Here is a 24,081-nt window from a genome sequence, read left to right on the forward strand (position 1 = left end):
GCCGTCATCCAGGGCGCCGGACACTTCATCCCGGACGAGCAGCCCGGCGCGGTGGTGGACGCGCTGACCGCGTTCATCGATCAGGAGCGTGGGGGGGGGGCGGGGGGGGGCCCCGCACCCCCCCCCCCCCCCCGCGGGTCCGGCACCCGGACCCGCACCCGGAACCGGATATGGACCGGGTGGCGGGGTGCGAACGGTCCTCGAGCCAGCTGTCGCAGTCCGGGGTCAGCGCTATCGCCGACGGGACCGGCACTTCGAGCCGGTCCGCCAGATCCCGCACCATCCGGTGCAGGTCGGGCGCCGAGGTCTCGGTGAGCGCCACCGTCGGGCTGACGGCGGGCCCGGCCCCGGCGATCACGGCCCCCACGGCGGCGGCCATGCCCAGCACCACCAGCGCGAACCCCGTCACCACCCAGCGCGCCACATCCCAACTTCCGCCGCTGAGACGGCCCATGGCCCCACCGGCCAGCAGCACGACCGCGACAGCGGCCGGCAGCAACGCCACGGCCAAGGCCCTGCCCCGGACCGCCAGAACGGCCAGTGCATGGGCGCGCGCGCCCTGCGCACCCCGCTTGGTACGCGGATCAACCCGCGCATCGCTCGTACGGTTCTCGGACACGGCTGGACGTCACCCCCTCTGCCCCTGCGACGGCTTTGCTCACTCCCCCACTGTGGCACCCGCCACTGACATCGCAATGCCGGTGGGCCAAGTGCCGGAACGCCTGCGCCGCAGACTAGTTGGGGTCCCGGCGGGCGTCATCCGGATGGGCGAGCCGTCACTCGATGGAATGGCTTTGGGTAAAGGTGCTGACGGAAAACCGTCAGATGGCTGCGGCCTTCGCCGCGATGTCCGTACGATGCTGCGCCCCGTCGAGCCGCACCCTGTCCAGCGCGATGTACGCCCGTGCACGGGCCTCGCCCAGATCCGCGCCGGTCGCGGTCACCGAGAGCACCCGGCCGCCCGCGCTCACCACCGCGTCGCCGTCCTGCCTGGTCCCGGCGTGCAGAACGTACGCGTGGGGCGCATCCTGGGCCGCCACCTCGTCGAGGCCGCCGATGGGGTCACCGGTGCGGGGGGTGTCCGGGTAGTTGTGCGAGGCGATGACGACGGTCACGGCGGCCTCGTCGCGCCAGTTCAGCGGCGGGACCGTGTCGAGGGTGCCGTTGGCCGCGTTCAGCAGGACACCGGCCAGCGGGGTCTTCAGCCGGGCCAGCACCACCTGGGTCTCGGGGTCCCCGAACCGGGCGTTGAACTCGATGACCCGTACGCCGCGAGAGGTGATCGCGAGGCCCGCGTACAGCAGCCCCGCGAAGGGCGTGCCCCGGCGGCGCAGTTCGTCGACGGTCGGCTGGAGCACCGTCTGCATGACCTCGTCGACCAGCTTGGGATCGGCCCACGGGAGCGGGGAGTACGCGCCCATGCCACCGGTGTTGGGCCCCTCGTCGCCGTCGAGGGCGCGCTTGAAGTCCTGTGCCGGCTGGAGCGGGAGGACCGTCACCCCGTCCGAGATCGCGAAGAGCGAGACCTCCGGGCCGTCGAGGAACTCCTCGATGACCACCCGGCCGCACGCCAGCGCATGGGCGCGGGCCGCCGCGATGTCGTCGGTCACCACGACGCCCTTGCCCGCGGCGAGGCCGTCGTCCTTCACCACGTACGGGGCACCGAAGGCGTCGAGCGCGGCATCGATCTGCTCCGGGGTGGTGCAGACGTAGGCGCGGGCGGTGGGGACGTTCGCCCCCGCCATCACGTCCTTGGCGAAGGCCTTGGAACCCTCCAGCTGCGCCGCTTCCCGGCTCGGCCCGAAGCACGGGATGCCCGTCTCCCGTACCGCGTCGGCGACCCCGGCGACCAGCGGCGCCTCGGGGCCGACGACGACGAGCCCGGCACCGAGCCGGGTCGCGAGCCGGGCGACGTCGGCGCCGTCCAGCGCGTCCACGGCGTGCAGCTCGGCCACTTCCGCGATGCCCGCGTTACCGGGGGCGCAGTGCAGGGAGGTGACCTCGGGGTCGAGGGAAAGAGAGCGGCACAGGGCGTGTTCGCGGGCGCCGCCGCCGATGACAAGGACCTTCACGGTACGAAGCCTAGCCCGCGCACCGGTACCGACCCGGGCCGGGCCTTGTACGGGCGACCCAAAGCGGCGGGCGGGGTCTTCGTAGGTTCCTCCACCTACCCGGCCGGGTGTCGCTTTGGTGGCCCGGGTGGTGGGGGTGGTGCACGTGGTGTGCGGCCGGCTGCCCGCGCATGGCCGCCCGGTGCCGGCTCTCATCCGGATGATCCAGATGATCCGAACAGTCCGATGGCTCGGCTGATCCGGTTCGGCTGATCCGGTCCGGCTACTCGTTCGTGTACTCCTCCACCACGGTCGCCCCCAGTTCGCGCACGATCAGATCGTGGCCCGAGAGCGCCGAGTCGACCAGATCGGGGTCGTCGTCCTCCGGGGTGTCGTCCTCCAGCGAGACGGGTGGCGGTCCGTCCGGCACCGGCGGCGGCTCGGGCTCCCGGAAGGCTTGTGGCCGCTGGCGCTGCGGCGGCTCCGGAGCGGGCGGCTGCTGAACCGGTCCGGGCGCGCCCCCACCGCCTCCGCCCTGGGATGCCCCGCCCTGGGGCGCCGGCCGCTGAGGCGCCGGCGAGGACCCGCCGGGGCCGGGGTGACCGCTGCCGCCGGGGGGCTGCGTACCGCCGGAGGGGTCGACGATCGCGTCGACCCTCCACTGGACGTGGAACTGGTCCGCGAGGACCTGCTTCAGTACGTCCTCGCTGCCGCTGGAGGCGAAGTTGTCCCGGGCACCCGCATTGGGGAAGCCGAGCTGGAGGGTGGTCCCGTCGAAGCCGGCGACCTGGGCGTTCTGGCTGAGCAGGATCCAGGTGAAGCGGCGCCGGTTCTTGACGGCCTCAAGGATCTCGGGCCACATGTTCCGCACCTGGGCCGCGCCTTGGGCCATACCGGGCGCGGGCCCGGCGGGCGGCGCGGACGACGGGCCTCCGGGCGCGGCCGGAGGGGCCGCCTGCCCGGGCTGCCCCTGCCCCTGCCCCGGAGCGGCAGCGGACGGCCAGCTTCCGGCCGGGCGCTGCGGCTGGGGCTGGGCCGCGGCCGCACCCGGCCAGGCGCCGGGCTGCCGGGCGGCCGGGGCGGGGGCGGGCGGCTGCGCGGAAGCACCGGGCGGCGGAGCCGGTGCCGCCTGCGCGGCTGCGGCGGGAGGCCCAGCCGGAGCAGAAGCGCCTGCCGGACCGGCGGAACCGGCACCGGCGCCCTGTCCCGCACCGGCCCCCGTGTCCGTACCTGCGGCCTCCCCCCGAGCCGCAGCACGAGCAGCGGCCGGCCCCATGCCGGGCGCCACCGTCATACCGGGCCCGGCAGCCCCAGCGGCCCCACCCGGCCCGCCGGGCCCAGCAGGCCCGGCAGGTCCGCCGAACCCCGCAGGTCCAGCAGATCCACCAGGACCAGGAGGAGATCCAGCAGCCGGGCCGGGCGGGGCGGCCATCGTGGGATGTGCCTCGGCGCCCGGTACGTACCCCATGGCCGGCCCCTGCCCACCCGGCACGAAGGCGCCGCCGCGCTCCAGACGGTCCAGCCGGGCCTGCAGGGAGCGCTCGTCGTCGAAGGCGGCCGGGAGCAGCACCCGCGCACAGATCAGTTCGAGCTGGAGCCGCGGGGAAGTGGCGCCGCGCATCTCGGTGAGCCCGGTGTTGACCAGGTCCGCCGCGCGGCTCAGCTCCGCGGCGCCGAAGACGGAGGCCTGTGCCTGCATCCGCGCGACGACGTCCGCCGGGGCGTCGATCAGCCCCTTCTCCCCCGCGTCCGGCACGGCGGCCAGGATCACCAGGTCGCGCAGCCGCTCCAGGAGGTCGGCGACGAACCGGCGCGGGTCGTTGCCTCGCTCGATGACCTGGTCGACCAGCTCGAAGGCGGCGGCGCCGTCCGACGAGGCGAACGCGTCGATGACGGAGTCGAGGAGCGTGCCGTCCGTATAACCGAGCAGGGCGGTGGCCATGGCATACGTCACACCCTCTTCGCCCGCGCCCGCCAGCAGCTGGTCCATGACGGACATGGAGTCCCGGACGGACCCCGCCCCGGCCCGCACGACGAGGGGCAGCACGCCCTCCGCGACCTGGGCGCCCTCCTGCCCGCACACCTCGCCGAGGTAGTCGCGCAGGGTGCTGGGCGGCACCAGCCGGAAGGGGTAGTGGTGCGTACGCGACCGGATGGTGCCGATGACCTTCTCGGGTTCGGTAGTCGCGAAGATGAACTTGAGGTGCTCCGGGGGCTCTTCGACCACCTTCAGCAGGGCGTTGAACCCCGCCGACGTGACCATGTGCGCCTCGTCGATGATGTAGATCTTGTAACGACTGCTGGCCGGCCCGAAGAACGCCTTCTCGCGCAGATCACGGGCGTCGTCCACACCACCGTGCGAAGCGGCGTCGATCTCGATGACATCGATCGACCCCGGCCCGTTGCGCGCGAGGTCCCGGCAGGACTGGCACTCACCGCACGGTGTGGGTGTGGGCCCCTGCTCACAGTTCAGACAGCGGGCCAGGATCCGCGCGCTGGTGGTCTTCCCGCAGCCGCGCGGCCCGCTGAACAGATACGCGTGGTTGACCCGGTTGTTCCGCAGGGCCTGCTGCAACGGGGCAGTGACATGCTCCTGCCCGATGACCTCGGCGAACGATTCGGGACGGTAGCGGCGGTACAGCGCAAGGGACGACACATCTACGAGGTTATCGGGGCCCACCGACAACCCACGCCCCCGAACGCCCGGGGCATCCAGGGACCCAGGTCCCGGGAACACATCCCGGGAACACAAAGGGCCCCCCACGCACCCGCCAGAGCCAACCTACCCTTGCTGCCTTCCGGCCCTGGGGGAGTTCAGTCAGATAGCGCCACGTGAGGGGCTGACCCACACCCTAGCCGATCCCCCGGGTCGGAATCGAGTTCGCTAGCACTCCTCAACGTCTTGTATTGTTTGCCGCGGAGGATTCGCCTAGTGGCCTAGGGCGCACGCTTGGAAAGCGTGTTGGGGGCAACCCCTCACGAGTTCGAATCTCGTATCCTCCGCAGCTGGAAGGCCCGGACCGCGTATGCCGTCCGGGCCTTCTGCTTTGGCAGTCTCGTCCACAGTCTCAACGGGGCTCTTCGGGACCTTCCTCCGCCGCCCCGCCTTCGCTCTTCGCCCCGCTTCTCTCGGTGCAGTGTCAGCAGCCGAACGAGTTCGTCAGGGGCCCCGTTGACGCAGCGGCCGTCGCGCGACTTCGTGTTCGCCGTGTCCTCGTTCTTCCTGACGCGCTGCTTGCAGTAGCCGAGCTTGCGCCCGCACTCGCCCCCGCAGCCGTGCAGGTACTTGGGACGGAGCCGGTCCTCACGAACCCGCAGGACGCCCTCCGTGAGATCCTCGTCCGCCCGCCGCAGGAGACCCCTCTCCTGGAGAAAGTGCTTCAAAAGGCGGGATGACTCCGGGCTGCCCGAGGTGCCGTACCTGCGGGTCGCCAACGTCCAGCGCGCCCGCCTTGACCTATCCCGAGTCACGAAGATCCGTATCGCTGAACGAACCGGCCGAGCTCCGGCTCCAGGACGGAGACCTGCTCATGAACGAGGGCGGTGCCCGGGACAAGCTTGGGCGCGGCTGGATCTGGGCGAGCCGAATCAAGGACTGCATCCACCAGAACCACTTCTTTCGGGCCCGGATCCAGGAACACGCCACGCACCCCAAGCTCTACGGCTGGTACGTCAACTCGGCCGCCCGTTCCTGGTTCGAAGCCAGCGGCAAGCAGAGGGTGAACCTGGCCTCCATCAGCATCTCCAAGGCCAAGATGCTTCCAGTGCCCGTCCCGCCTGCAGACCCGGACGACCAGGAAGCTTTCGTCACCCTCGGACATCGTGTGTTGACGCGTTTCGCCAGCCTCGCCACTGCCTGCGAGCGTGACCTTGACATCGGCCCGATCGAGGCCGACGACAAGGACACGCTGGAAGCCAGGCCCCTGTCGGAGCTGATGCTCGCACTCTCGGCCGACTTTGGCGGAGCCCTGACCGAACTCGAACACCTGGCAGTGGACGTGGAGCTACCGCCCTTGCTCCGGGGCGAGGCGTAGAAAGATGCGGACCCGACCGGATGTGAATTCGGTCGGTTCCGCATCATTTTCACAGGGAAGCGTCAATCACGCCGCCACGTCCCCCTACTTTCTCGGGCCGTAGACAGCGAGGTCTGCAAGTCGGCCCCAGGGCCCCGCCCAAGTGAGCGTCGATACTGGTTCAGACCGTGCATAGGGCACTGGAGTCCACCTGCCCTGCCGCTCACGGTTGGGGGAGCCAGTGGCACAGTGAGCGCATGCAGCCGCCTGCCTGGGCGGGGAACGTGGATACTCCGCTGTCCGCGCCCGACGCCTTCGACGTCCCCGTGTTCCTCCGCCGTAGCTCCCCGCTGGCCCCCGCGCCGCGGCCCACTCCTGTGCAGGTGGGCTTGGCCCACCAACCCTGGCCCCAGGGCACCGGCATCCCTGCGGACGGCGCGTATCTCGTCGGCACCACGTGGCGTGCACTCCTGGATGCCACGATCGCGGTGGGGCGGGACATCGGCTCCTGGATCACCGCTACGCCCCGTCTCGCACGCCACGAGATCAGGGCACGCCGATACCCCCTCTCCGCTTATCTCGTGCGGGCCGGGCGCGAGATCGTGCCCAGCGTCGTCTACACCCATGGAACCGAGAGCTCGACTCGTACCGCATTCGGCTACCACGTCGGCATGACGATGGCCCAGTGGGCCTGCCAGACGATGGGGCTCGGCTCCACCACACACGCCGAGAGCGCGATCCCACCAGGCGCAGCGCCCGGCTGGGACATAGCGCCTAGTCTGCCGGACCTGTTCGGCACGCACCCGGCCACAACAGAACTCTGGCTAGTCGAGGCGAAGGGGAGCCGCCGGCTCGGCCTGGGGCCCAGGATCAAGGGAGCGCAGCAGCTGGACGTCGGCGCCCTCGTCCCTGTCACGCACCAGAAGGTGCTGTGCGGGACCAGTTTGGAGCGGCGCCTGTTCATGATGATCGACGTGGAGGGCGCCCCGCCGCCCGGGGACCCCGACAACATCTCCGACGAGGAAACGCTGCAGGACGACGAGGCTCTCCTGGAGCTCGCTCGGTCGCGCATGCTGACGTATCTTGCGCTGTCGTCGTTGCCCCGTGACGGATTGCGCGTCACGGCAGTCGGCAGGCACGAGGAGGGGGCAGCAACAACGCGAAGGGATCCGATCCGGCTATTGGAGAGCGACCGGCCCACGGCCGAACTACGCCGCCGCGTAGCCGCGGATTCCGAGGACGCGGATATCAGGGAGCAGAACGGCCTGGACATGCTGACGGGACGGGTTCCGGGCACGGATCTCATGCTCGGGATGTCCAGGCGTCTGTTCGGCGCGTGCCGCGAGCTGGCCTACGCGGAGCGTCGCGTCATCGCACGGGTCCGAGAAGAACGGCCCGTGTACATGATGGAGCTGCCCCGTGAGGTTCAGCGTCCGGAAGACACAATGGCGCGGCGGCGCGAACGAGAGATGAGCGATCGAGCGCGCGAGGAAAGGGCCGCTGCGGCGCAGGATTACGTGCGTAGGGTTCGAGCGGAACAGCGGGACGATCAGCTGCGCTCTGTTCGCGCTGGTTTCACGAGCGGGGACAGCGGCTCCTGGATGCACCTCGTCGATCTGACTCCGCGTCTCGCGCTCCCCAGCGAGGAGGGTTTTCTGGAGGCAGCGACGTCAGACACCTACCTCGCGGTCGAGGAGGAGACGCTCGACCTGGATATCGAGGTCGAATAGCAATGGCCGGCCAGGTCTGGTGGGCCGACCACCAGCAGCGGTCCGGGCGGATGCACAAGCCACTCGAACGACCACCTCAGCATGGAGATTGATGCGCCCAGATCAGGCGCGTTCATCTGGTTGCATTCACCGGCCTACACCCTCGTTCAGAGCCCCTGCCCGAACCCACCGAGCCGCTGGTCAGGACGCTACCGTACGCCTCGGAACCCCCGGACGAACCGTTGGAAAGCGTGTTGGGGGCAACCCCTCACGAGTTCGAATCTAGTATCCTCCGCACTGGCCCAGCAGGGCAACCGAAGGGCCCCACCGTTCGCGGTGGGGCCCTTCGGCGTACCAGGGGTGGGGCCGGGCTCAGGCCAGGGTGAACTTCTGGGCGGCCGAGCCGTTGCAGTCGTAGATCTGGAGGCGGGTGCCGTTGGCGGTGGCGCCGGACGGGGAGTCGATGCAGCGGCCTGTGGTCGGGTTGGAGATCGAACCGTCGGCGTTGGCGGTCCAGTTCTGGTAGCCGGCGCCGTTGCAGGTGGCCAGTTGGAGCTTGGTGCCGTTGGCGTTGACGCCGCCTGCGATGTCCAGGCACTTGCCGAGAGTCTGCAGCGTCTGGCCGCTCCAGGTCCACTTCTGGTCGAGCGAGGTCGCCTGCTGGCAGTCCCAGAGCTGGACCGCGGTGCCGTCGCCGCCGGTGTCGTCGCCCGCCACGTCCACGCACTTGCCGCCGGGACCGTAGACCGGGGTGCCGATGGCGAACTTCTGGGCGGCAGCGCCGTTGCAGTCCCAGATCTGGAGGCGGGTGCCGTTGGCCGTGGCGCCGGACGGGGAGTCGATGCAGCGGCCGCTGGCCGGGTTCTTCAGGGAGCCGTCGCTCTGGCGCACCCAGTTCTGGTAGCCGCCGCTGTTGCAGGTGGCCAGTTGGAGCTTGGTGCCGCCGGCGCTGTTGCCGCCGGCGATGTCCAGGCACTTGCCGAGGGTCTGCAGCGTCTGGCCGCTCCAGGTCCAGTGCTGGTCCTTCGCCGCCGCCTGGCAGTCCCAGAGCTGGACCGCGGTGCCGTCACCGCCGGTGTCGTCACCCGCCACGTCCACGCACTTGCCGCCAGGGCCGGTGATCGTCCGGCCGGTCACCGAACCGTCACCGCCCCCGGGCGCCTTGTTGTAGACCGCCACCGAGTCGATCACCAGCTTGCCGCCGGAGACCGTGGCGGCGTTCGGGCCGCCGCCGAACGCGGCCGGGAAGCCACCGCCGATCGCCAGGTCGTAGATGATGAAGAAGGGGTGATCGATCGCGTCGGCCCAGGTGGTCGCATCGACCTGGTTCGCCTTGACGGTGAAGAAGTTGGCCCCGTCGAGATAGAACCTGACCTGCTCCGGCGAGACCGAGCGGTCGATCTCCACCGCGTAGTCGTGGAAGCCGGTCTGGCAGCCCGCACAGGCGCGCTCGCCGGAGCCGATGCCCGTCGACTCGTTGCACGGGCCGCCCGGGTTCACGCCACAGTGGATGGTGCTGAAATCGGAGCTGCGGCCGTTGATGTCCTCCATGATGTCGACCTCACCGGACTTCGGCCAGGTCACGCCGGAGCGCAGCGTCGAGCCGAGCATCCAGAACGCCGGCCAGTAGCCCGCGCCGTTGGCGGTGGTGACGTTGGGCTGCTGGAGGACCGACTCCATGCGTACGACGCCGCCGGCCGGGGCGCCGAACGTCGCCGACTGGGTCTCCACGCGTCCGGACGTCCAGCCGCTCGCGGGGTCGGAACCGGCGTGCTGGGCCTGGAGCACCAGATGGCTCTGGCCGTCGTGGTAGACGTTGGACGTACTGCTGGTCATGGTCTCGATCTCACCGGTGCCGAAGGTGCTGCCCGGACCGGTGTCGTACTTCCACTGGCTCTGGTCGATGCCGGTGCCCGATGCACCGTTGAAGTCATCGCTCCAGGTGAGGGTGAATCCCGGCGGCGCCGGTGGCACCGCCGCCGCTGCATGCGGCGAACCGACGAGGGTGGCCGCCACCGTGACGGCGACCACCGGGAACAACTGGAGCGTTCTCTTCCAGCCGCCGCGCCACCGTCTTGCCCGACTCAAGCGCATTCGTCCGACCTCCAGGGGAGAGGGGAGGCGGTGGGCGCGCTTTCGCCCGCTTCGACACCGCCTCTGACGGGCATCACCGGGGCGCGGCGCCGGCGTGTACCGGCCCGCCCTGGCAGGGGCAGGCGTGACAGGGGCGGGCGCCCAGGGATGTCATGCCCACAGCGTGTCGAGGGGGCAGGTGTTCGGCAAGACGGCCGACGTCCATCTTTCGGTACGGCCGTGGGGGGCGCAGGGCGGTCCCTGCGGAGGGGGCGGCCGTCGCGGTACGAGGCTGGGGCGACGTCGTTACGGGGGTGGTGGCCTTCGGGCCGCTTGCCATGATCCGGCACCACCTATCCTCGCCGGGTGAGAACCACCAGTCGCAGCCGCACTCGTCAGCCCGGGAACCGGCTCGGGAACACGCTGCGCAGCTGGGCTCTGCTGCCCTCCGGCGACGGAGGTGCGGCGCAGGGCCTCGCGGCGCGGCCCGTACCGCGCTCGCCCCGTCTGTCCGCGCGCGCCATGGATCTGGTGCTGACGGCGGTCGCGCTGCTGTTCGCGGTGTGGATCAGCGCCCAGAACCCCTCCATGGGACCGGCCGCTCCCTGGGTGAATCTGCTGCTCGCCGCGGTGAGCGCGCTGCCGCTGCTCGTACGGCGCCGGGCGCCCGAACTGGTCGTCGCCGTCGGGCTGATCGCCAAGGTCCTCCAGGTCTCGGCCTTCACGACGCCGTTCGCCTACTACGCGGAGGGCGCCTGTCGCGGCCCGCACAGCCGCCGGGTCGTCTGGGCGTCGGCCGGTGTCGGGCTGGTGGCCCTCGCGCCCTGGCACGCGGCAGCGTGGTCCAGTGTCCAGACTCTGGTGACCTGGTTCGCGGTGAACTTCGTCTTCTCCTGCCTGGTGCCGCTGCTGCTGGGGCTCTACGTGGGGCAGAGGCGTGCCGTGGTCGCCGGTCTCGTCGAACGGGCGGAGCGCGCCGAGCGGGAACAGCGGCTCGTCGCCGAGGCCGCGCGGGAACAGGAGCGCCGGCGCATCGCCGGGGAGATGCACGACGTGGTCTCCCACCAGGTGAGCCTGATCGTCGTACACGCCAACGCGCTCAGCGCTGTCGCCCACGACCCGGAGGTGACGGGCGAGACCGCGCAGATCATCCAGACGGCCGGGCGGCGCGCGCTCACCGAACTCCGCGAAATGCTGGGGCTGCTCAGAAGCGGTACGGCCGACTCCCCGGCCACCGGAACCGGGGAGCCGCCCGGATCCGCGGGAAGCGAAGCCGCGGAGGGTGAACCGAGGCCCGCGGCACACGACTTCGCCGCGTCGGCGGAGCGGCGGCCCGCCCCCGGCGCGGCCGTCGACAGGATCGCCGAGCTGGCCGAGGGCTCCCGGAGCGCCGGGCTGCCCGTCACCGTGCTCGTCGAGGGTGCGCCGCAGCCGCTGGCGGAGCCGGTCGAGCGTGCCGCGCACCGGGTCGTACAGGAGGCGCTGACCAATGTGCACAAGCACGCCCCGGGCGCCACGACGCGGATTCACCTGGCCTTCGACCCGCGGACCGTACGGGTACGGATCGTCAACGGCCCGCCCGAAAGGCACGCCGAGCCGGCTGCCGACGGTGAGCCACTGCTGCCCAGCGGGGGACACGGGCTGATCGGCCTGATGGAGCGGGTCCGGCTGGCCGGAGGCACCATGGGGTCCGGGCCCACCGGCGACGGCGGCTTCCGGCTCGACGCCGCGCTGCCCACCTCGGTGCCCGGAGCGTCCACAACCGGAGCATCCGCGGCCGGAACTTCCGCAACTGGAGCGTCCGCGGCGGGAGCTTCCGAAACTGGAGCGTCCGCGGCCGGAGCCTGACTCTGCTGGAAACCCGCTCCCCCGGAACTCCGCTCTGCCGGAATCCCGCTCCGCCGGAAACCCGGTCTCCTGAAACCCCGCTCTGCCGGGGCCTGATGCTGCCGCGGAGTCAGGCGTTCAGATCAGTCCGGCGTCGTGGGTGATGAGCGCCACCTGGGTGCGGTTGGCCGCGTCGAGCTTGGTCATGATCCGGCTGAGATGGACCTTGACCGTGGACTGGCTCACGGACAGGTCGGCGGCGATACGGGAGTTGCTGTGGCCCTGAGCGACGGCCACGGCGACCTCGTGCTCGCGGGGGGTCAGCTCCGCCATCCGCGATCGCGCTTGCGAGGCGCCCGCACCCGTGGCGAAGACAGCCAGCAGCCTGGTGGTGATGCGCGGTGAGAGCATCGCGTCGCCGCGTGCGAGGACCCGTACGGCGTCGGCCAGTTCGCGCGGCGAGATGTCCTTGAGCAGGAACCCCGCCGCGCCGTGCCGGAGTGCGGCGTAGACGTATTCGTCGACGTCGAAGGTGGTGAGCACCGCGACCGCCGGTGGACCGGGCAGTGCGTTGAGCTGCCGGGCGACCTCCAGGCCGCCGACACGGGGCATCTGGATGTCGGTGAGCACCACGTCCGGGCGGTGCGTGGTCACCAGGTCCACTGCCACCGAGCCGTCATCGCCCTCGGCGACCACCTCGATGTCCGGCTCGGCGTGGAGGATCATCCGGATGCCCTTGCGCACCAACTTCTCGTCGTCGAGGAGGACTACCTTGACGGTCACTCACGCCACCACCTCGTCCGCGTACGGTCAACATCGCCTGCCCGCCTGCCCGCCTGCACACGGTATCCGCCGTCGCCGGTACTCCCCGTACGCAGTGGTCTGGCTGCCTCCCCCACGGATCACGCGTACCCGTGTCCCCCGTCGGGCCGTTGCCGCCCCGCGGTCGTCCCGCAGCACGCCCCGGCGGGCGTGCCGTACGACTTTCGGGCAAGTCCACCCGGGCGGAGAGGGGGACGCGCCGAAGGCGCCGGCCGGGACAGGCTGGACGGAGTCGGTCCGGCCGGGTCCGACGCGGAGGTTCGGACCCTGAAGCCGGGCGGACCCCGAGAAGCACCCAAGAGGGCTTCCAAGAGGGCTTCAACGCGACGCAGGAGGACAGATGACCAAGCGCGGCAGGGCGGCACTGTGTGCGGTGGCGGGGGCGATCGCGCTCACCATGGCAGCGGCACCGTCGGCTTCAGCGATCATCGGGGGACACGATGCCACCTCGCCGTACCCGTTCATGGTGAGCATCCAGAAGGACGGCCATCACTACTGCGGAGCCTCCCTGATCAAACGGGACTGGATCGTAACCGCCGGGCACTGCACGGTGAACGTCAAGCCCCAGCAGCTCACCGTACGGGTCGGCGACCACGACCGGAGGAAGGGTGCCACGGCGAAGGTCGTCAAGGTCATCGCGCACCCGGAGTTCTCCTACGAGCCGTTCCGCAACGACGTGGCCGTCATGAAGCTGGACCACCCGGTGGACGCGAAGCCCATCAAGCTGGCCGCGAAGTCCGGTCCGGCGGGCACCAGGACCCGGATCCTCGGCTGGGGGATGACCTGCGAGGACGGCAGCGAGTGCCCGAACCCCCCGATCACGCTGCAGGAACTGGACACCGAGATCGTCCCCGGTGACCGGTGCAGCGAGAACTACAACACGGCCAACGAGCTGTGCACCGACAGCCCCACCAAGAACGCGCAGGCGTGCATCCTCGACTCCGGCGGGCCGCAGATCAAGGGCCGTCCCGGGCGGTGGGAACTGATCGGGGCGACCAGCCGCGACGGTGACGCCGATCCGGAGTGCGCCACCGGCCCCGGCATCTACACCGACCTGACGGCCCACCGCGCCTGGATCGAGCGGGCCACCGCGAAGTGACCGGCGGCAACCCGGTACGCGTGGAGGCTGGTTGCGTCGGCACCCGTCCCGCACCGTCCGCACCGCCCGCCGCACAGCCCGAGAGCGATTCCGCAGGCTGACGGCCCCGACCGGGGCGGTACGCAGAAGCCCCCCGCTCGACCCTGAGTTCCCGTGGGTTCTGACGGTCGTGGCGGGGGCCTTCTCCTGTGTGCGGGCGGTAGATGCTCAGCCGGTCCTGCCTGGTTCCGACTGCCCGTCAGTGCGCGGGGACGGGGGCCGCCCGTCAGTGCGCGGGGGCGAGGGCCGCCCGTCAGTGCGTGGGGACGGGGGCAGCCCGTCAGTGCGCGGGGGCGAGGGCCGGTGCGGGCCAGGCGTCGACCACGATCCGGTGCTGCTTCGGGCTCGCCGCGGCCGCGCTGCCCGCGTAGTTCCGGTCGACCTGTGCCGCCTCCGCCGCGTTCGGCTTGGCATTGGTGCACGACGTACCGGGGCCGTGGCCGGACATCAGCTCCGAGCACGGCCCGCTGTAGTCGTCCGGCAGCCCCAGGATGTGCCCGGTCTCGTGCGCCGCGATGCGGGTCATGTCGTACCCCTCGTCCACGGCTTCCTGGCCCAGTTGCACCTGGCCCTTCCTGCCGCCCGGGACGATCGGCCCGAGCGTCGTCTGGGGCCAGCCGCTGGTCGCCACGTAGACGAAGTTGGCCGAACCGGGCGAGGCCGCCGGCTGAAGGCGTACATGGTGTTCAGCCGCGTTCCAGTTCTGCGCGCCTTGCTTGATCGCGCCCGCCCACTGTCCCGCTCCACTGGCGTCGTAGGTGAGAGTGACCACCGCAGCGGTCGCCTTCGGCGCCGGGTGCGCCGAAGCGGCACCGGTTGTCACGCCCAGCATGGCCGGGATCAGTGCCGCCACGGCGGCCATTCGCTTGATCACGAGACTCGTTCCCCTCGCCGGCGTCTGTTGTCTGTGAGCCACCAGGGCACCACGTCATGGCTGAGTGCCACAAGTACGCGATTTATGAGGGGAGTTGGATGGGGAGATTTGCGCGGATCGGTTCAGCTCCCGGTCAGCTCCCGGACGCGGTGAACGGCAGGGACGCGTACCGCCGGACGTAGTTGCCGTCCGCGAAGGTGCCCGCTGCCGCGTCGGCCTCGAAGTCCGGGAAGCGGGCGAGGAGTTCCTCCAGTGCCGTACGCGAGACCAGACGGGCAGCAGAGGCCCCCAGGCAGTGGTGCGGGCCGTGGGTGAAGGCGAGGTGCTGGGGGCCTTCGCGGGTGAGGTCCGGGTGGGGAGCGGTGGGCCCGAAGGCGCGCGGGTCGCGGTTGGCTGCGGCGTAGAGGAGGAGGACCTTGCGGCCGGCGGGGACGGTGCGGCCGTGGAGGGTGGTGTCCTCGGTGACGGTGCGGGCGAGGCACTGGACCGGGGAGGTCAGCCGGAGGAACTCCTCGACGGCGGAGGGCAGCAGGGCCGGGGTGTCCAGGAGGGCGCGGCGCAGGCCCGGCTGGGCGGTGAGGAGTTCGGCGGCGCCGCCGAGCAGGCCGGTGGTGGTGTCGTTGCCGCCGGCGACCATGGTGAAGGCGAAGCCGAGGATACGTAACAGGGTGCTGTCGTCGTCGGAAGGCAGCAGGCCGACCAGGTCCGAGACGGTGTCGTCGGCGGGTTCGGTGCGGCGGCGTTCGATCAGCTCGGTGAAGTAGCCGAAGAGGCTGGTGACGGCTTCGGCGGCGGCGAGCGGGTCGCCCAGCGCGTTGGCCTCGACGATGGCGTGGGTCCAGCCGTCGAAGTGGGCGCGGTCGGCTTCGGGGACGCCGAGGTAGCGGCCGACGACGTAGCTGGGCAGCGGTTTGAAGAGTTCGGCGACGATGTCGCAGTTGCCGCCGAGATCGGCGATGCGGTCCAGTCGCGCCCGGACGAAGGCCCGGACGTGCGGTTCGATGGCGGCGACCCGGCGCGGGGTGTATCCGCGGGTGATCAGCCGGCGGAACGCGGTGTGCTCGGGCGGGTCCAGCATCACCATCGGGGCGGCGTCGGTGATGCCGAGGCGTTCGCGCTCGCCGTAGGTGAGGGTCAGGCCGTCGGCGGAGGAGTAGCGGTCGGTGTCGCGGGCGGCGGCGAGCACGTCCGCGTAGCGGGAGAGCACCCAGTAGTCCCCGTCGGCGACGTGGTGGAGGGGGTGCGCGTCGCGCAGCGCCGCGTACATCTCCCATGGGGCGCGCCAGCTCTCGCCCGTGCAGGGGGTGAACGGGGCGGACGGAGCGGACCGGGCGGACGGAGCGGACGAAGGCTGAGGGGATGCGGTCATGCCCGGGAGGGTGGGGGCGGGGCCCGCAGGAGTCAATGGAGCTTGCGGGGATGTGACTTGGGCGGCATGCCAGACCGGCGGCACGCCCGCCCCGGCCGTGCCGGACCCAGGCAGGCCAGGCCAGGTCCGGCAAAGCCCGGCCAGACCCAGACCCGGGCCCAGACCCGCCCAGGCCCGGCCAGGCCCGGCCAGGCCCGGACTGGCTTCGCCAGATCAGAACGTGGGGCGGACCGCCCCGACCGGCTCGCCGTGGCCGAGTACCGGCGCGGTGGCGAGTGACCGAAGCGTCTCGTCGGCGTCGACGTCCACGCCGAGGCGGCGCAGCGCGGCGACCATCACCACAGGCCGGGAGCGCTGGGAACCGTCGGCGATCTTGAGTGACACGGCGGACCCGTCGGGCAGGCCGAGCGCGTACACGCCCTCAGCGCCGTCCTTGACGACGGAGCCCGGCAGGGCGCCCATGAGCCGTGTCACGTCGCGTCCGGTGCCGCCGACATAGCGCGGGTGGGTGTTCATCGCACGGGCCACCCGGTGTTCAGGACTGCCCTCCGGCGCCGAGGCCAGGCGGCCGAACGCCCGCGCGAGACCCCGCAGGCTGATGGCGAAGAGCGGCGCGCCGCAGCCGTCGATCCCGGTGGCGGCGACCCGTTCGCCCGCCAGTTCCTCCAGCGTCTCGCGCAGCACCACCTGGAGGGGGTGCTGCGGGTCGAGGTACGAGGCGGTGTCCCAGCCGTTCACCACGCAGGTCGCCAGCATCGCGGCGTGCTTGCCCGAGCAGTTCATCGTCAGCGGCGAGGGCTGCCCGCCGCCCGCCAGGTACGCGCGCAGCGCGCCCTCGCCGATGGGCAGGGCGGCCGTGCAGCGCAGCGCGTCCGTACCGAGCCCGGCCGAAGCGAGTATCGCCCGCACGCCCTCCAGGTGTATGTGCTCGCCGGAGTGGCTGGCGCAGCCGAGGGCCAGGAGTTCGCCGTCGAGGCCGAGCCCGGCGCGGAGCATGCCGAGCGCCTGGAGGGGTTTGTTGGAAGAGCGCGGAAACATCGGGGCATCGACGTCCCCGATCCGCAGGACCTCCGAACCGTCAGGGCCGGTCACGAGGACCGTCCCATGGTGCACGGACTCCAGGAAATCCCCACGCCAGACCTCGGCCACCACGGTGTGCATCAGCTACGTCCGCCTCTCCGGTTCGAGTCAACAGTTCGAGTCAACTGTCGACAGTTATCACTTGGCGGCCAACCTGTCGAACCCTTCGAGCGGAGAAAAGGATTTCGCCGAGGACCCTTGACACCTGCGGAAATGTGGCTGTCAACTGGCAACTGTCAACACCTTGGCGGTCCAGAGGAGGCGTTCCCGTGGGTGAGACTCTGCAACGCGGCCTCGCCGTCCAGATCGCCGAGGTGCTGCGCGAACGGCTGCTCACCGGTCATCTGCGGCCCGGGACCCGGATCAACGAGGTGGTCCTCGCACGGGAGCTCGGCACCAGCCGGGGTCCCTTGCGCGAGGCGGTGCGGCAACTCGTGAGCGAGGGGCTGCTCGTACACAACCCCAACCGCGGGGCCACGGTGTTCACGGCCGGACCCGACGACGTACGGGCCCTGTTCGAACTCCGTACGGCGCTGGAGACGGCTTCCGCACGGCTCGCCGCGGAACGCCGCGACGAGAAGGACGTCGCGGCGCTGCGCTCGGCCTGCGCACGGGCACGGAAGACCATCCAGGGCGGCCGGCGCTTCGTGCACCGGCTGGACCTGGAGTTCCACCGGACACTGACGGACACCGCACGAAGTCCCCGCATCGCCGAGCAGTTGTGGCGGGTGCAGCAGCAGATCATCCTGCTGCGCAGTCCGCTGGACGTCCCGGCGGCCCACACGGCCGACTCCCTGGACGCCCATGAGGAGATCACCGCCGCCGTGGCGGACGGTGACGGTGAGCGCGCCGCGGCGCTCATGGATCTCCATATCGGCCGGGTGCGGTCCCACATGGCAAGCGCCCCGGCCGTCGACTGACCCCTGACGGGACAAGTCCCGTCGCGGTGCGGTGCGGTGCGACGCAGTGCCGTGCGTCGCAGTGCGTGCGTCGCAGTGCGTGCGTCGCAGTGCCGTGCGTCGCAGTGCTGTGCGGTCCATCGCCGCGCGGTCCATCGCCGCGCGGTCCGTCGCCGCGCGGTCCGCGCTCCGCGGTACGTCACCGTGCCGTGGGTCCGTGCCCTGGCTCGCCCCACCACGCCCCCGACGCCCTCGACGCCCCCGACGCCCCCGACGCCCTCAGGCAGCCGACCCCGTACCCCTCCTCCCACACCCATTCCCCCCTCCGAACCATCCGGCCCCGCCGGTCCACTGGAGTACCCGAAATGACCGAACCCTCTGCCGCGGTGGCGCCTCCGCGCGAGCGCCGTACCCCCGGACTGCTCGTCGCCGCACTGCCCGTGGTGCTGATGCTGGCCCTCATGATCGGTGGCACTCTCTGGCTGGACCTCGACCCCGTGGTCCTTCTCGTCGCTTCCTGCGCCGTCACCGGCGTCATCGCCCGGTGGCTCGGTGTCACCTGGGACGAGATGCTCACCGGCATACGGTCGAAGATCGACGCAGCGATGCCGGCGCTGCTGATCCTGATCTCCATCGGCATGCTCATCGGCACCTGGACCCTGAGCGGGACCATCCCCATGATCGTCGACTGGGGCCTGAAGGCCATCCAGCCGTCCTGGATCGTGGTGCTGGCGTTCCTGATCACGATGGTCGTCTCGACCGTGACCGGCACCTCCTGGGGCTCCGTCGGCACGGTCGGCGTCGCCCTGATCGGAGTGGCCGGCGGGCTCGGCGTGTCCCTGCCCATGACGGCGGGCGCCATCATCTCGGGCGCCTATTTCGGCGACAAGATGTCCCCGATGTCGGACACCACCAACCTGGCTCCCGCCGTGGCCGGTTCGACCCTCTTCGAGCACATCCGGCACCTCCTCTGGACGACCGGCCCGGCCGCGGTGCTCTCCTGCCTCCTGTACCTCGTCCTCGGCCGCACCCAGCACGCCGACGGCCATGCCGCCCAGCGCACCGAGGCCCTGCAGACCGTGCTGGAGCACGGGTTCCACTTCAACCTGCTGCTCCTGCTCCCGGCCGCGGTGATCCTGGTGGGCGCCATCATGAAGAAGCCGCCGCTGCCGACGATCATCATCTCCTCGGTCGTCGCGTGCGTCCTGGGCGCCGTCTTCCAGGGCTTCTCCGTCCAGCAGATCGGCTCCTCCGCCTCGACCGGCTTCACGGTGTCGATGCTGAGCGGCCACGGCGGCATCGACCCGCAGCACCTGTCAGCGGCGGCGGGCACCCTCCTCAACCGCGGCGGCATGTCGTCGATGGCGTCGACCATGCTCATCGGGCTCGCCGGGTTCGCCTTCGCGGGCATCCTGACGGAGACCGGCTGCCTGGACGTCCTGATGCACCGGCTGCTCGCCAAGGTGCGCAGGACGGGCGGGATCATCCTCGCCACCTCGCTGTCCTCGGTGGGCGCCGCGCTCGCGATGGGGGTCTCGTACCTGACCATCATCGTGCCGGGGCAGGCGTTCCGCGCCGTCTACCCCGAGCGCGGGCTCGCCCCCAAGAACCTGTCGCGCACCCTGGAGGACTCCGGCACGGTCCTCGTGCCGCTGGTGCCGTGGACCGAGGCCGCCACCTATATGTCCACGACCCTGGGCGTCGCGACCATGGCATACGCGCCCTATGCGTTCCTCAACTACTTCGGCGTGGTCATCGCCGTGATCTGCGGATACACCGGCATCGGCATCGCCCGCCAGGAACCGGTGCCCAGGGCGGCCGGGGAACCGGTGCCGGCCACCGTATGAGGGGGTGGCCGGTCCGGCGCCGGGGCAACGGTCCTGCTGTGGACCGCCGCTCCGGCGCCGGGTCGGTCCGGCTTCGCGTCGTCGGTCCGGCTTCGGGGCATCGGTCCGGCTTCGCGTCGGTCCGGCTTCGGGGCATCGCTGCGCAGGGCCCGTTACGGTGCGGCTGTGACCGGTTCTCCGCTGCGGCCCCTCCTCTTCCTGGACGTCGACGGACCACTCATCCCCTTCGGGGCGACGCGGGACGAGTACCCCGACGGCTACCCGACGTATCTGCGGCCCGACGCCGGCGCCAACCCGCTGCTGGCCAGGGTCGATCCCGCGCTCGGGGAGCGGCTGACGGCGCTGCCGTGCGAGCTGGTGTGGGCCACCACCTGGGAGAACGCGGCCAACGAATATCTCGCTCCACTCCTCGGTCTGCCACCACTCCCCGTGGTCTCCTGGCCGGAACCGGCCGCCGATGACTGGCGCCGCGGCCTCCACTGGAAGACCCGTGCCCTGGTCGACTGGTCCGGCGGCCGGCCCTTCGCCTGGCTCGACGACGAGATCACCGAGAACGACCGGGCCTGGGTGGAGGCACACCACCCGGCACGGACTCTCCTCCGCCACATCGACCCTCGCCACGGCCTCACGGACGCGGACTTCACCGCTCTCGACGCGTGGCTGCGGGCGGACGGGGCGGGCTAGGCCGTTTCGTTTGGATCACTGGTCGGCTCATGGCTGGGGAGACTTGACACGGGCTGGGAGCCGTGTACACCGTTCCCCGGCTCACCCGAACCCGCCAGGGCTAGGGGACCCAGCACCCGTTTTGACGTGAGGATATACATGAGTCATCTCGCCGATCGTGCCGCCATCCACGATCTCAACACTCGTTACGCGGTTGCTTTCGACGGCTTCCGGCTGGATGAGTCCTCCAACTGCTGGGCCGAGGATGGCGTCCTCGACGAACGTGAGACCGGCTTCGGCCGGTTCCAAGGGCGCGACGCGGTACGCGATTTCTTCCGCGATTCACTCTTCGCCCATGCCCGCCACGTCATCCACGTCATGTTCAACCACCTGGTGACGGACATCGAGGGAGACCGCGCGGCGGGGAGCGTCTCCTGTCTCGTGGAAGTGGTGAAGAACGACGGCGGCTATGTTCGCTCCCACGTCAGGTACGAGGACGAATACGTTCGCGTGGACGGGCAGTGGAAGTTTGGCAGCCGCGTCATCAAACCGTCCTTCCCGGGCGCCCCGTCATGAGCCCTACGCAGTTTCATCCGGATCACCTTGCGGACCAGAGGAAGATGCCTGCGACGTAGAGTCCGGCCAGATAGACGGCCGTGCCATCAGCGCGGTGAACACCCGCTCCCAGGTGCCATCGGCGGTCCACATCCGCAGTCGGTTGTAGACGCCTCGCCGGTTGCCGTACTTCTCCGGCAGATGCACCCACTGCGCGCCGGTCTGGAACTTCCAGGCGATCGCGTCAATCATCTGCCGGTGATCCCGCCACTGGCCGCCCCGCTTCGCCGTGCGGTCCGGCAACAGCGGCTCAATCCGGGCCCACTGGGCGTCAGTCAACGGCACAACCAGACCAACGGTCCGATGATCTAAACGAAACGGCCTAGTTCTCGTTGCCCGCTTCCGTACGCCTTGGAGCATGGGCCCGCGGGGCGTGGCCCCGTACACCGCGAGCCGTGGCCCGTACGCCGTGAGCCGTACCCCGTACGCTGATCCACCAGGGATTACGGGACAGCCCTTAGCATCGCCCGGCATGGACTGGCTTGAGCGCACCGCGAAGTTGAGGCTGTGGACCAGGAGCGGTGCCCGCGCTCCGCACAAGCCGCTGCTCTTCCTCTACGCGCTCGGCCATTTCCAGCAGGACGCCGAGGGCGAGCTGCGCTACAGCGCGGTCGAGGACGATCTCAAGGGGCTGCTGACCGAGTACGGGCCGCCCACCAGGACGTCTCCCGCCTATCCCTTCCACCACCTCGTGAGCGACGGGGTGTGGGAGGTACGGTCCGATCGCGGGTCGGGCAGTCCCGGCACCGGGGTGCGGGAGTTGCGGGCGGCGGGGGCCGCGGGGCGACTGGCACCGGAGCTGCGGGCCGCTCTGCGACGGGATCCGTCGCTGCTCGGACGCATGGCGCGGGTGCTGCTCGACCTCAACTTCCCGCCCTCGCTCCACACCGAACTCTGTGAAGCGGTCGGCCTGGAGCTGGAACCGGCGGAGATCGGGCAGCTCACCCCTGAACAACCCGCCACCACAGGGCTTTTGCCCGAAGACCTGCCGGCCGAAGACCTGCCGGCCGGACAGCCTCCGGCCGGACAGCTTCCGGCCGGGCCGCGACAGCGGGACCGACGCATGCGGGAGCTGGTACTCACGGCGTACGAGTACCAGTGCGCCTTCTGCGGTTACGACGGCAGGATCGGCACCGTGCCGGTAGGGCTTGAGGCCGCGCATGTGCGCTGGTGGGCGTTTGACGGCCCCGACGACGTCGACAACGGGCTGTGTCTCTGCTCGCTGCACCACAAGCTCTTCGACAAGGGCGTCCTCGGCATCGGCGACGACCACCGCATCCTGGTCTCACAGCGCTTCGTCGGCCGCAGCGAGACCGCTCGCCACCACGTCATCGCCCTCGCGGGCCGCCCGCTCACCGGACCGCAACCGGGCGCCCGGCCGGTGGCGGCGGCCCATCGCTCCTGGCACACCGCCCAGGTCTTCCACGGCAGTCCACGCCCGGCCGCCGCCGGTTGAAAGCCGGGCCGGATGACGGTGCCGGGCGCGGGGGACCGGACCCCCACCCCTCACGCCCCAGCACTCCCCGTATCCGTATCCACCGCGAACTCCTCCGGATCCACCGCGAACTCCTCCGGCCTGCCCTTCTTCGGCAGCAGCAACGTGATCGCCAGAAACGCCACCAGCAGGCACCCCTGGACCAGGAGGGCGTGGTGGAAACCGGTCGTGAAGTCGCCCGACGTGACCCGGGCGAAGAAGACCGAGCCGAACACGGCCACCCCGATCGAGCCCCCGATCGACTGCACCGCCGACAGCACACCGGACGCCGAACCGATCTCGTCGTCGTCGACCGCGGCGAGGATGAAGCTGAACAGCGCGGCGATGACCAGACCGGCGCCGATGCCGCAGACGACCACGCCTGGCGCGATGTCCCAGAGGGAGAACGTGCCGCCGATGCCGTCGAGTTCGTACCAGAGCAGCGCCGCGCCGCCCAGCTGTACGAGCGGGCCGATCTGCAGGACCGCACGGCCGATCCGGTCGGCGAGTACGGCTCCGCTGACCGCGCCGCCGATCGCCGTACCCAGCGCCAGCGGCAGGTTGCCGAGACCGGCCTCCCCGGCAGTGAAGCGCTGGCCGATCTGGAGGAAGAGGGTCAGCACCAGCTGCACCCCGATCAGTCCCCCGAAGAACAGCGCGATCCCGGCGAGGCCGACCGTGTAGGCGGGCTTGCGCAGCAGGGCCGGGGCGATGAGCGGCTCGCGTCCCTGCGCCGCCGTATGCCGCTGCTGTACGGCGAAGAGCGCGAAGCCGGCCACCGAAGCGGCCATGCACAGCCAGGTCCACAGGGGCCAGCCCGCGTCCTGGCCCTGGTTCAGGGGCAGGACGAGCAGAGCGCAGGAGAGGGCGACCAGAGCCGCGCCCGTACGGTCGACGAGCACGGCGGGGTCGCCCGGTTTCCTGGGGACGAACCTGGCGGCGACGGCCAGGGCGGCGAGGCCGATCGGCACGTTCACCAGGAACACCAGCCGCCAGCCGAGGCCGAAGAAGTCACCCTGGATGAGGCCACCGCCGAGCACCGGGCCGACGATGCCGCCGAGTCCGAGCACAGGGCCGAAGACGCCGAAGACCTTGGTGAGTTCGGACCCGGTGAAGTTCTCGCGCAGCAGGCCGAGCCCCTGGGGGAGCAGCATCGCCCCGGCCGCCCCCTGGATCAGCCGGAAGGTGATCAGGGTGCCGATGCCCGGCGCGGTCGCGCAGAGCAGTGAGGCGGCGGTGAACGAGCCCAGGCCGATCAGGAACATCCGGCGCCGCCCGTACCGGTCGCCGAGCCGGCCCCCGAGCACCAGCCCCGCCCCCAGCGTGAGCGCGTAGCCGCCGATCACCCACTGGAGGCCCACGGACGTGGCCCCGAGCGATCTCTCCAGGGCGGGTCCGGCCACGTTGACGATCGACGCGTCCAGCAGATCCATGATCTCCGCGATGAGCATCACCACCAGGATCAGCCACCGCCACCGGTAGGGAACCGGCGGCGGCCCGGGTGGTTGCGTCCCCACCGAAGCCGCCGGCGGGGACGACCGGGGCTTCAGGGACTGCTGGGACGACCGGGACTGCGGGTGCGATGGGGGCGACGATCGGTCCGCCGGACTGGCGCTCATTTTTACCT

At 70.9% G+C, this 24,081-nt stretch carries 18 protein-coding genes, 1 tRNA gene, 1 other RNA gene and 1 pseudogene; 10 read left to right on the forward strand and 11 right to left on the reverse strand.

What is annotated here, in order from left to right:
• The 4 genes and pseudogenes from ACFXBC_RS22140 to ffs all read right to left on the reverse strand — a co-directional run.
• A pseudogene (locus ACFXBC_RS22140) lies at nt 1-454 on the reverse strand (hypothetical protein); the annotation flags it as partial.
• Nucleotides 455-821: 367 nt separating this feature from the next.
• A complete protein-coding gene (purD, locus tag ACFXBC_RS22145) occupies nt 822-2,072 on the reverse strand; it encodes a phosphoribosylamine--glycine ligase (protein WP_385026957.1) in 1,251 nt (416 codons plus the stop codon).
• A 262-nt stretch (nt 2,073-2,334) separates the two neighbouring features.
• Nucleotides 2,335-4,707, reverse strand: coding sequence for a DNA polymerase III subunit gamma and tau (locus tag ACFXBC_RS22150; protein ID WP_385026960.1), 2,373 nt, complete (start codon nt 4,705-4,707; stop codon nt 2,335-2,337).
• A gap of 92 nt (nt 4,708-4,799) precedes the next feature.
• Nucleotides 4,800-4,896: signal recognition particle sRNA small type (ffs, locus tag ACFXBC_RS22155), an RNA gene on the reverse strand.
• A gap of 73 nt (nt 4,897-4,969) precedes the next feature.
• On the opposite strand from ffs, the gene ACFXBC_RS22160 reads away from it, so the two are divergent.
• From ACFXBC_RS22160 to ACFXBC_RS22170, 3 genes are all read left to right on the forward strand, one after another.
• A tRNA-Ser gene (locus tag ACFXBC_RS22160) sits at nt 4,970-5,054 on the forward strand.
• Between the two features lie 527 nt (nt 5,055-5,581).
• Entirely contained in the window at nt 5,582-6,085 is a 504-nt protein-coding gene (locus tag ACFXBC_RS22165) for a hypothetical protein (protein WP_385026963.1), read from the forward strand.
• A gap of 236 nt (nt 6,086-6,321) precedes the next feature.
• Entirely contained in the window at nt 6,322-7,794 is a 1,473-nt protein-coding gene (locus ACFXBC_RS22170) for a hypothetical protein (protein ID WP_385026966.1), read from the forward strand.
• Nucleotides 7,795-8,145: 351 nt separating this feature from the next.
• Here the strand turns inward: ACFXBC_RS22170 and ACFXBC_RS22175 are convergent, their stop codons facing one another.
• Nucleotides 8,146-9,861, reverse strand: a complete 1,716-nt coding sequence (locus ACFXBC_RS22175) for a ricin-type beta-trefoil lectin domain protein (RefSeq protein ID WP_385026969.1) — start codon at nt 9,859-9,861, stop codon at nt 8,146-8,148.
• Nucleotides 9,862-10,212: 351 nt separating this feature from the next.
• Here ACFXBC_RS22175 and ACFXBC_RS22180 point away from each other — a divergent pair, with 351 nt between their 5' ends.
• Entirely contained in the window at nt 10,213-11,694 is a 1,482-nt protein-coding gene (locus tag ACFXBC_RS22180; protein ID WP_385026972.1) for a sensor histidine kinase, read from the forward strand.
• A gap of 117 nt (nt 11,695-11,811) precedes the next feature.
• Here the strand turns inward: ACFXBC_RS22180 and ACFXBC_RS22185 are convergent, their stop codons facing one another.
• Nucleotides 11,812-12,456 (reverse strand): response regulator, encoded by a 645-nt coding sequence (locus ACFXBC_RS22185; protein WP_385026975.1) that lies wholly within the window; start codon nt 12,454-12,456, stop codon nt 11,812-11,814.
• Nucleotides 12,457-12,835: 379 nt separating this feature from the next.
• On the opposite strand from ACFXBC_RS22185, the gene ACFXBC_RS22190 reads away from it, so the two are divergent.
• Entirely contained in the window at nt 12,836-13,594 is a 759-nt protein-coding gene (locus tag ACFXBC_RS22190) for a S1 family peptidase (RefSeq protein ID WP_385026978.1), read from the forward strand.
• Nucleotides 13,595-13,913: 319 nt separating this feature from the next.
• Here ACFXBC_RS22190 and ACFXBC_RS22195 read toward each other — a convergent pair whose 3' ends face one another.
• The 3 genes from ACFXBC_RS22195 to ACFXBC_RS22205 form a co-directional block, all read right to left on the reverse strand.
• Nucleotides 13,914-14,507 carry a snapalysin family zinc-dependent metalloprotease gene (locus tag ACFXBC_RS22195; RefSeq protein ID WP_385026981.1) on the reverse strand — a complete coding sequence of 198 codons (594 nt, stop codon included), beginning with the start codon at nt 14,505-14,507 and terminating at the stop codon, nt 13,914-13,916.
• 133 nt (nt 14,508-14,640) lie between these two features.
• On the reverse strand, nt 14,641-15,876 hold the full coding sequence (locus ACFXBC_RS22200) for a cytochrome P450 (RefSeq protein WP_385026984.1): 1,236 nt from the start codon (nt 15,874-15,876) through the stop codon (nt 14,641-14,643).
• 213 nt (nt 15,877-16,089) lie between these two features.
• On the reverse strand, nt 16,090-17,037 hold the full coding sequence (locus ACFXBC_RS22205; RefSeq protein WP_385026987.1) for an asparaginase: 948 nt from the start codon (nt 17,035-17,037) through the stop codon (nt 16,090-16,092).
• 188 nt (nt 17,038-17,225) lie between these two features.
• Here ACFXBC_RS22205 and ACFXBC_RS22210 point away from each other — a divergent pair, with 188 nt between their 5' ends.
• The 4 genes from ACFXBC_RS22210 to ACFXBC_RS22225 all read left to right on the forward strand — a co-directional run bounded on the left by ACFXBC_RS22210 (nt 17,226) and on the right by ACFXBC_RS22225 (nt 20,941).
• A complete protein-coding gene (locus ACFXBC_RS22210; protein WP_385026990.1) occupies nt 17,226-17,876 on the forward strand; it encodes a GntR family transcriptional regulator in 651 nt (216 codons plus the stop codon).
• Nucleotides 17,877-18,220: 344 nt separating this feature from the next.
• A complete protein-coding gene (gene nhaC, locus ACFXBC_RS22215) occupies nt 18,221-19,702 on the forward strand; it encodes a Na+/H+ antiporter NhaC (protein WP_385026993.1) in 1,482 nt (493 codons plus the stop codon).
• A 165-nt stretch (nt 19,703-19,867) separates the two neighbouring features.
• The gene (locus tag ACFXBC_RS22220) at nt 19,868-20,386 is read left to right on the forward strand and encodes an HAD domain-containing protein (protein WP_385026996.1); all 519 of its coding nucleotides are present in this window, start codon (nt 19,868-19,870) and stop codon (nt 20,384-20,386) included.
• A 138-nt stretch (nt 20,387-20,524) separates the two neighbouring features.
• Complete coding sequence (locus ACFXBC_RS22225; protein WP_385026999.1) at nt 20,525-20,941, forward strand: nuclear transport factor 2 family protein; 417 nt, start codon at nt 20,525-20,527, stop codon at nt 20,939-20,941.
• 3 nt (nt 20,942-20,944) lie between these two features.
• Here ACFXBC_RS22225 and ACFXBC_RS22230 read toward each other — a convergent pair whose 3' ends face one another.
• A complete protein-coding gene (locus ACFXBC_RS22230) occupies nt 20,945-21,259 on the reverse strand; it encodes a transposase (protein ID WP_385027002.1) in 315 nt (104 codons plus the stop codon).
• A 193-nt stretch (nt 21,260-21,452) separates the two neighbouring features.
• On the opposite strand from ACFXBC_RS22230, the gene ACFXBC_RS22235 reads away from it, so the two are divergent.
• Nucleotides 21,453-22,436 (forward strand): phosphorothioated DNA-binding restriction endonuclease, encoded by a 984-nt coding sequence (locus ACFXBC_RS22235; RefSeq protein ID WP_385027005.1) that lies wholly within the window; start codon nt 21,453-21,455, stop codon nt 22,434-22,436.
• Nucleotides 22,437-22,486: 50 nt separating this feature from the next.
• Here ACFXBC_RS22235 and ACFXBC_RS22240 read toward each other — a convergent pair whose 3' ends face one another.
• Nucleotides 22,487-23,905 carry an MFS transporter gene (locus tag ACFXBC_RS22240; RefSeq protein ID WP_385027008.1) on the reverse strand — a complete coding sequence of 473 codons (1,419 nt, stop codon included), beginning with the start codon at nt 23,903-23,905 and terminating at the stop codon, nt 22,487-22,489.
• Nucleotides 23,906-24,081 lie beyond the last annotated feature (176 nt).

It is taken from the genome of Streptomyces sp. NPDC059398, assembly GCF_042751845.1.
Classification (GTDB): Bacteria; Actinomycetota; Actinomycetes; order Streptomycetales; family Streptomycetaceae; genus Streptomyces.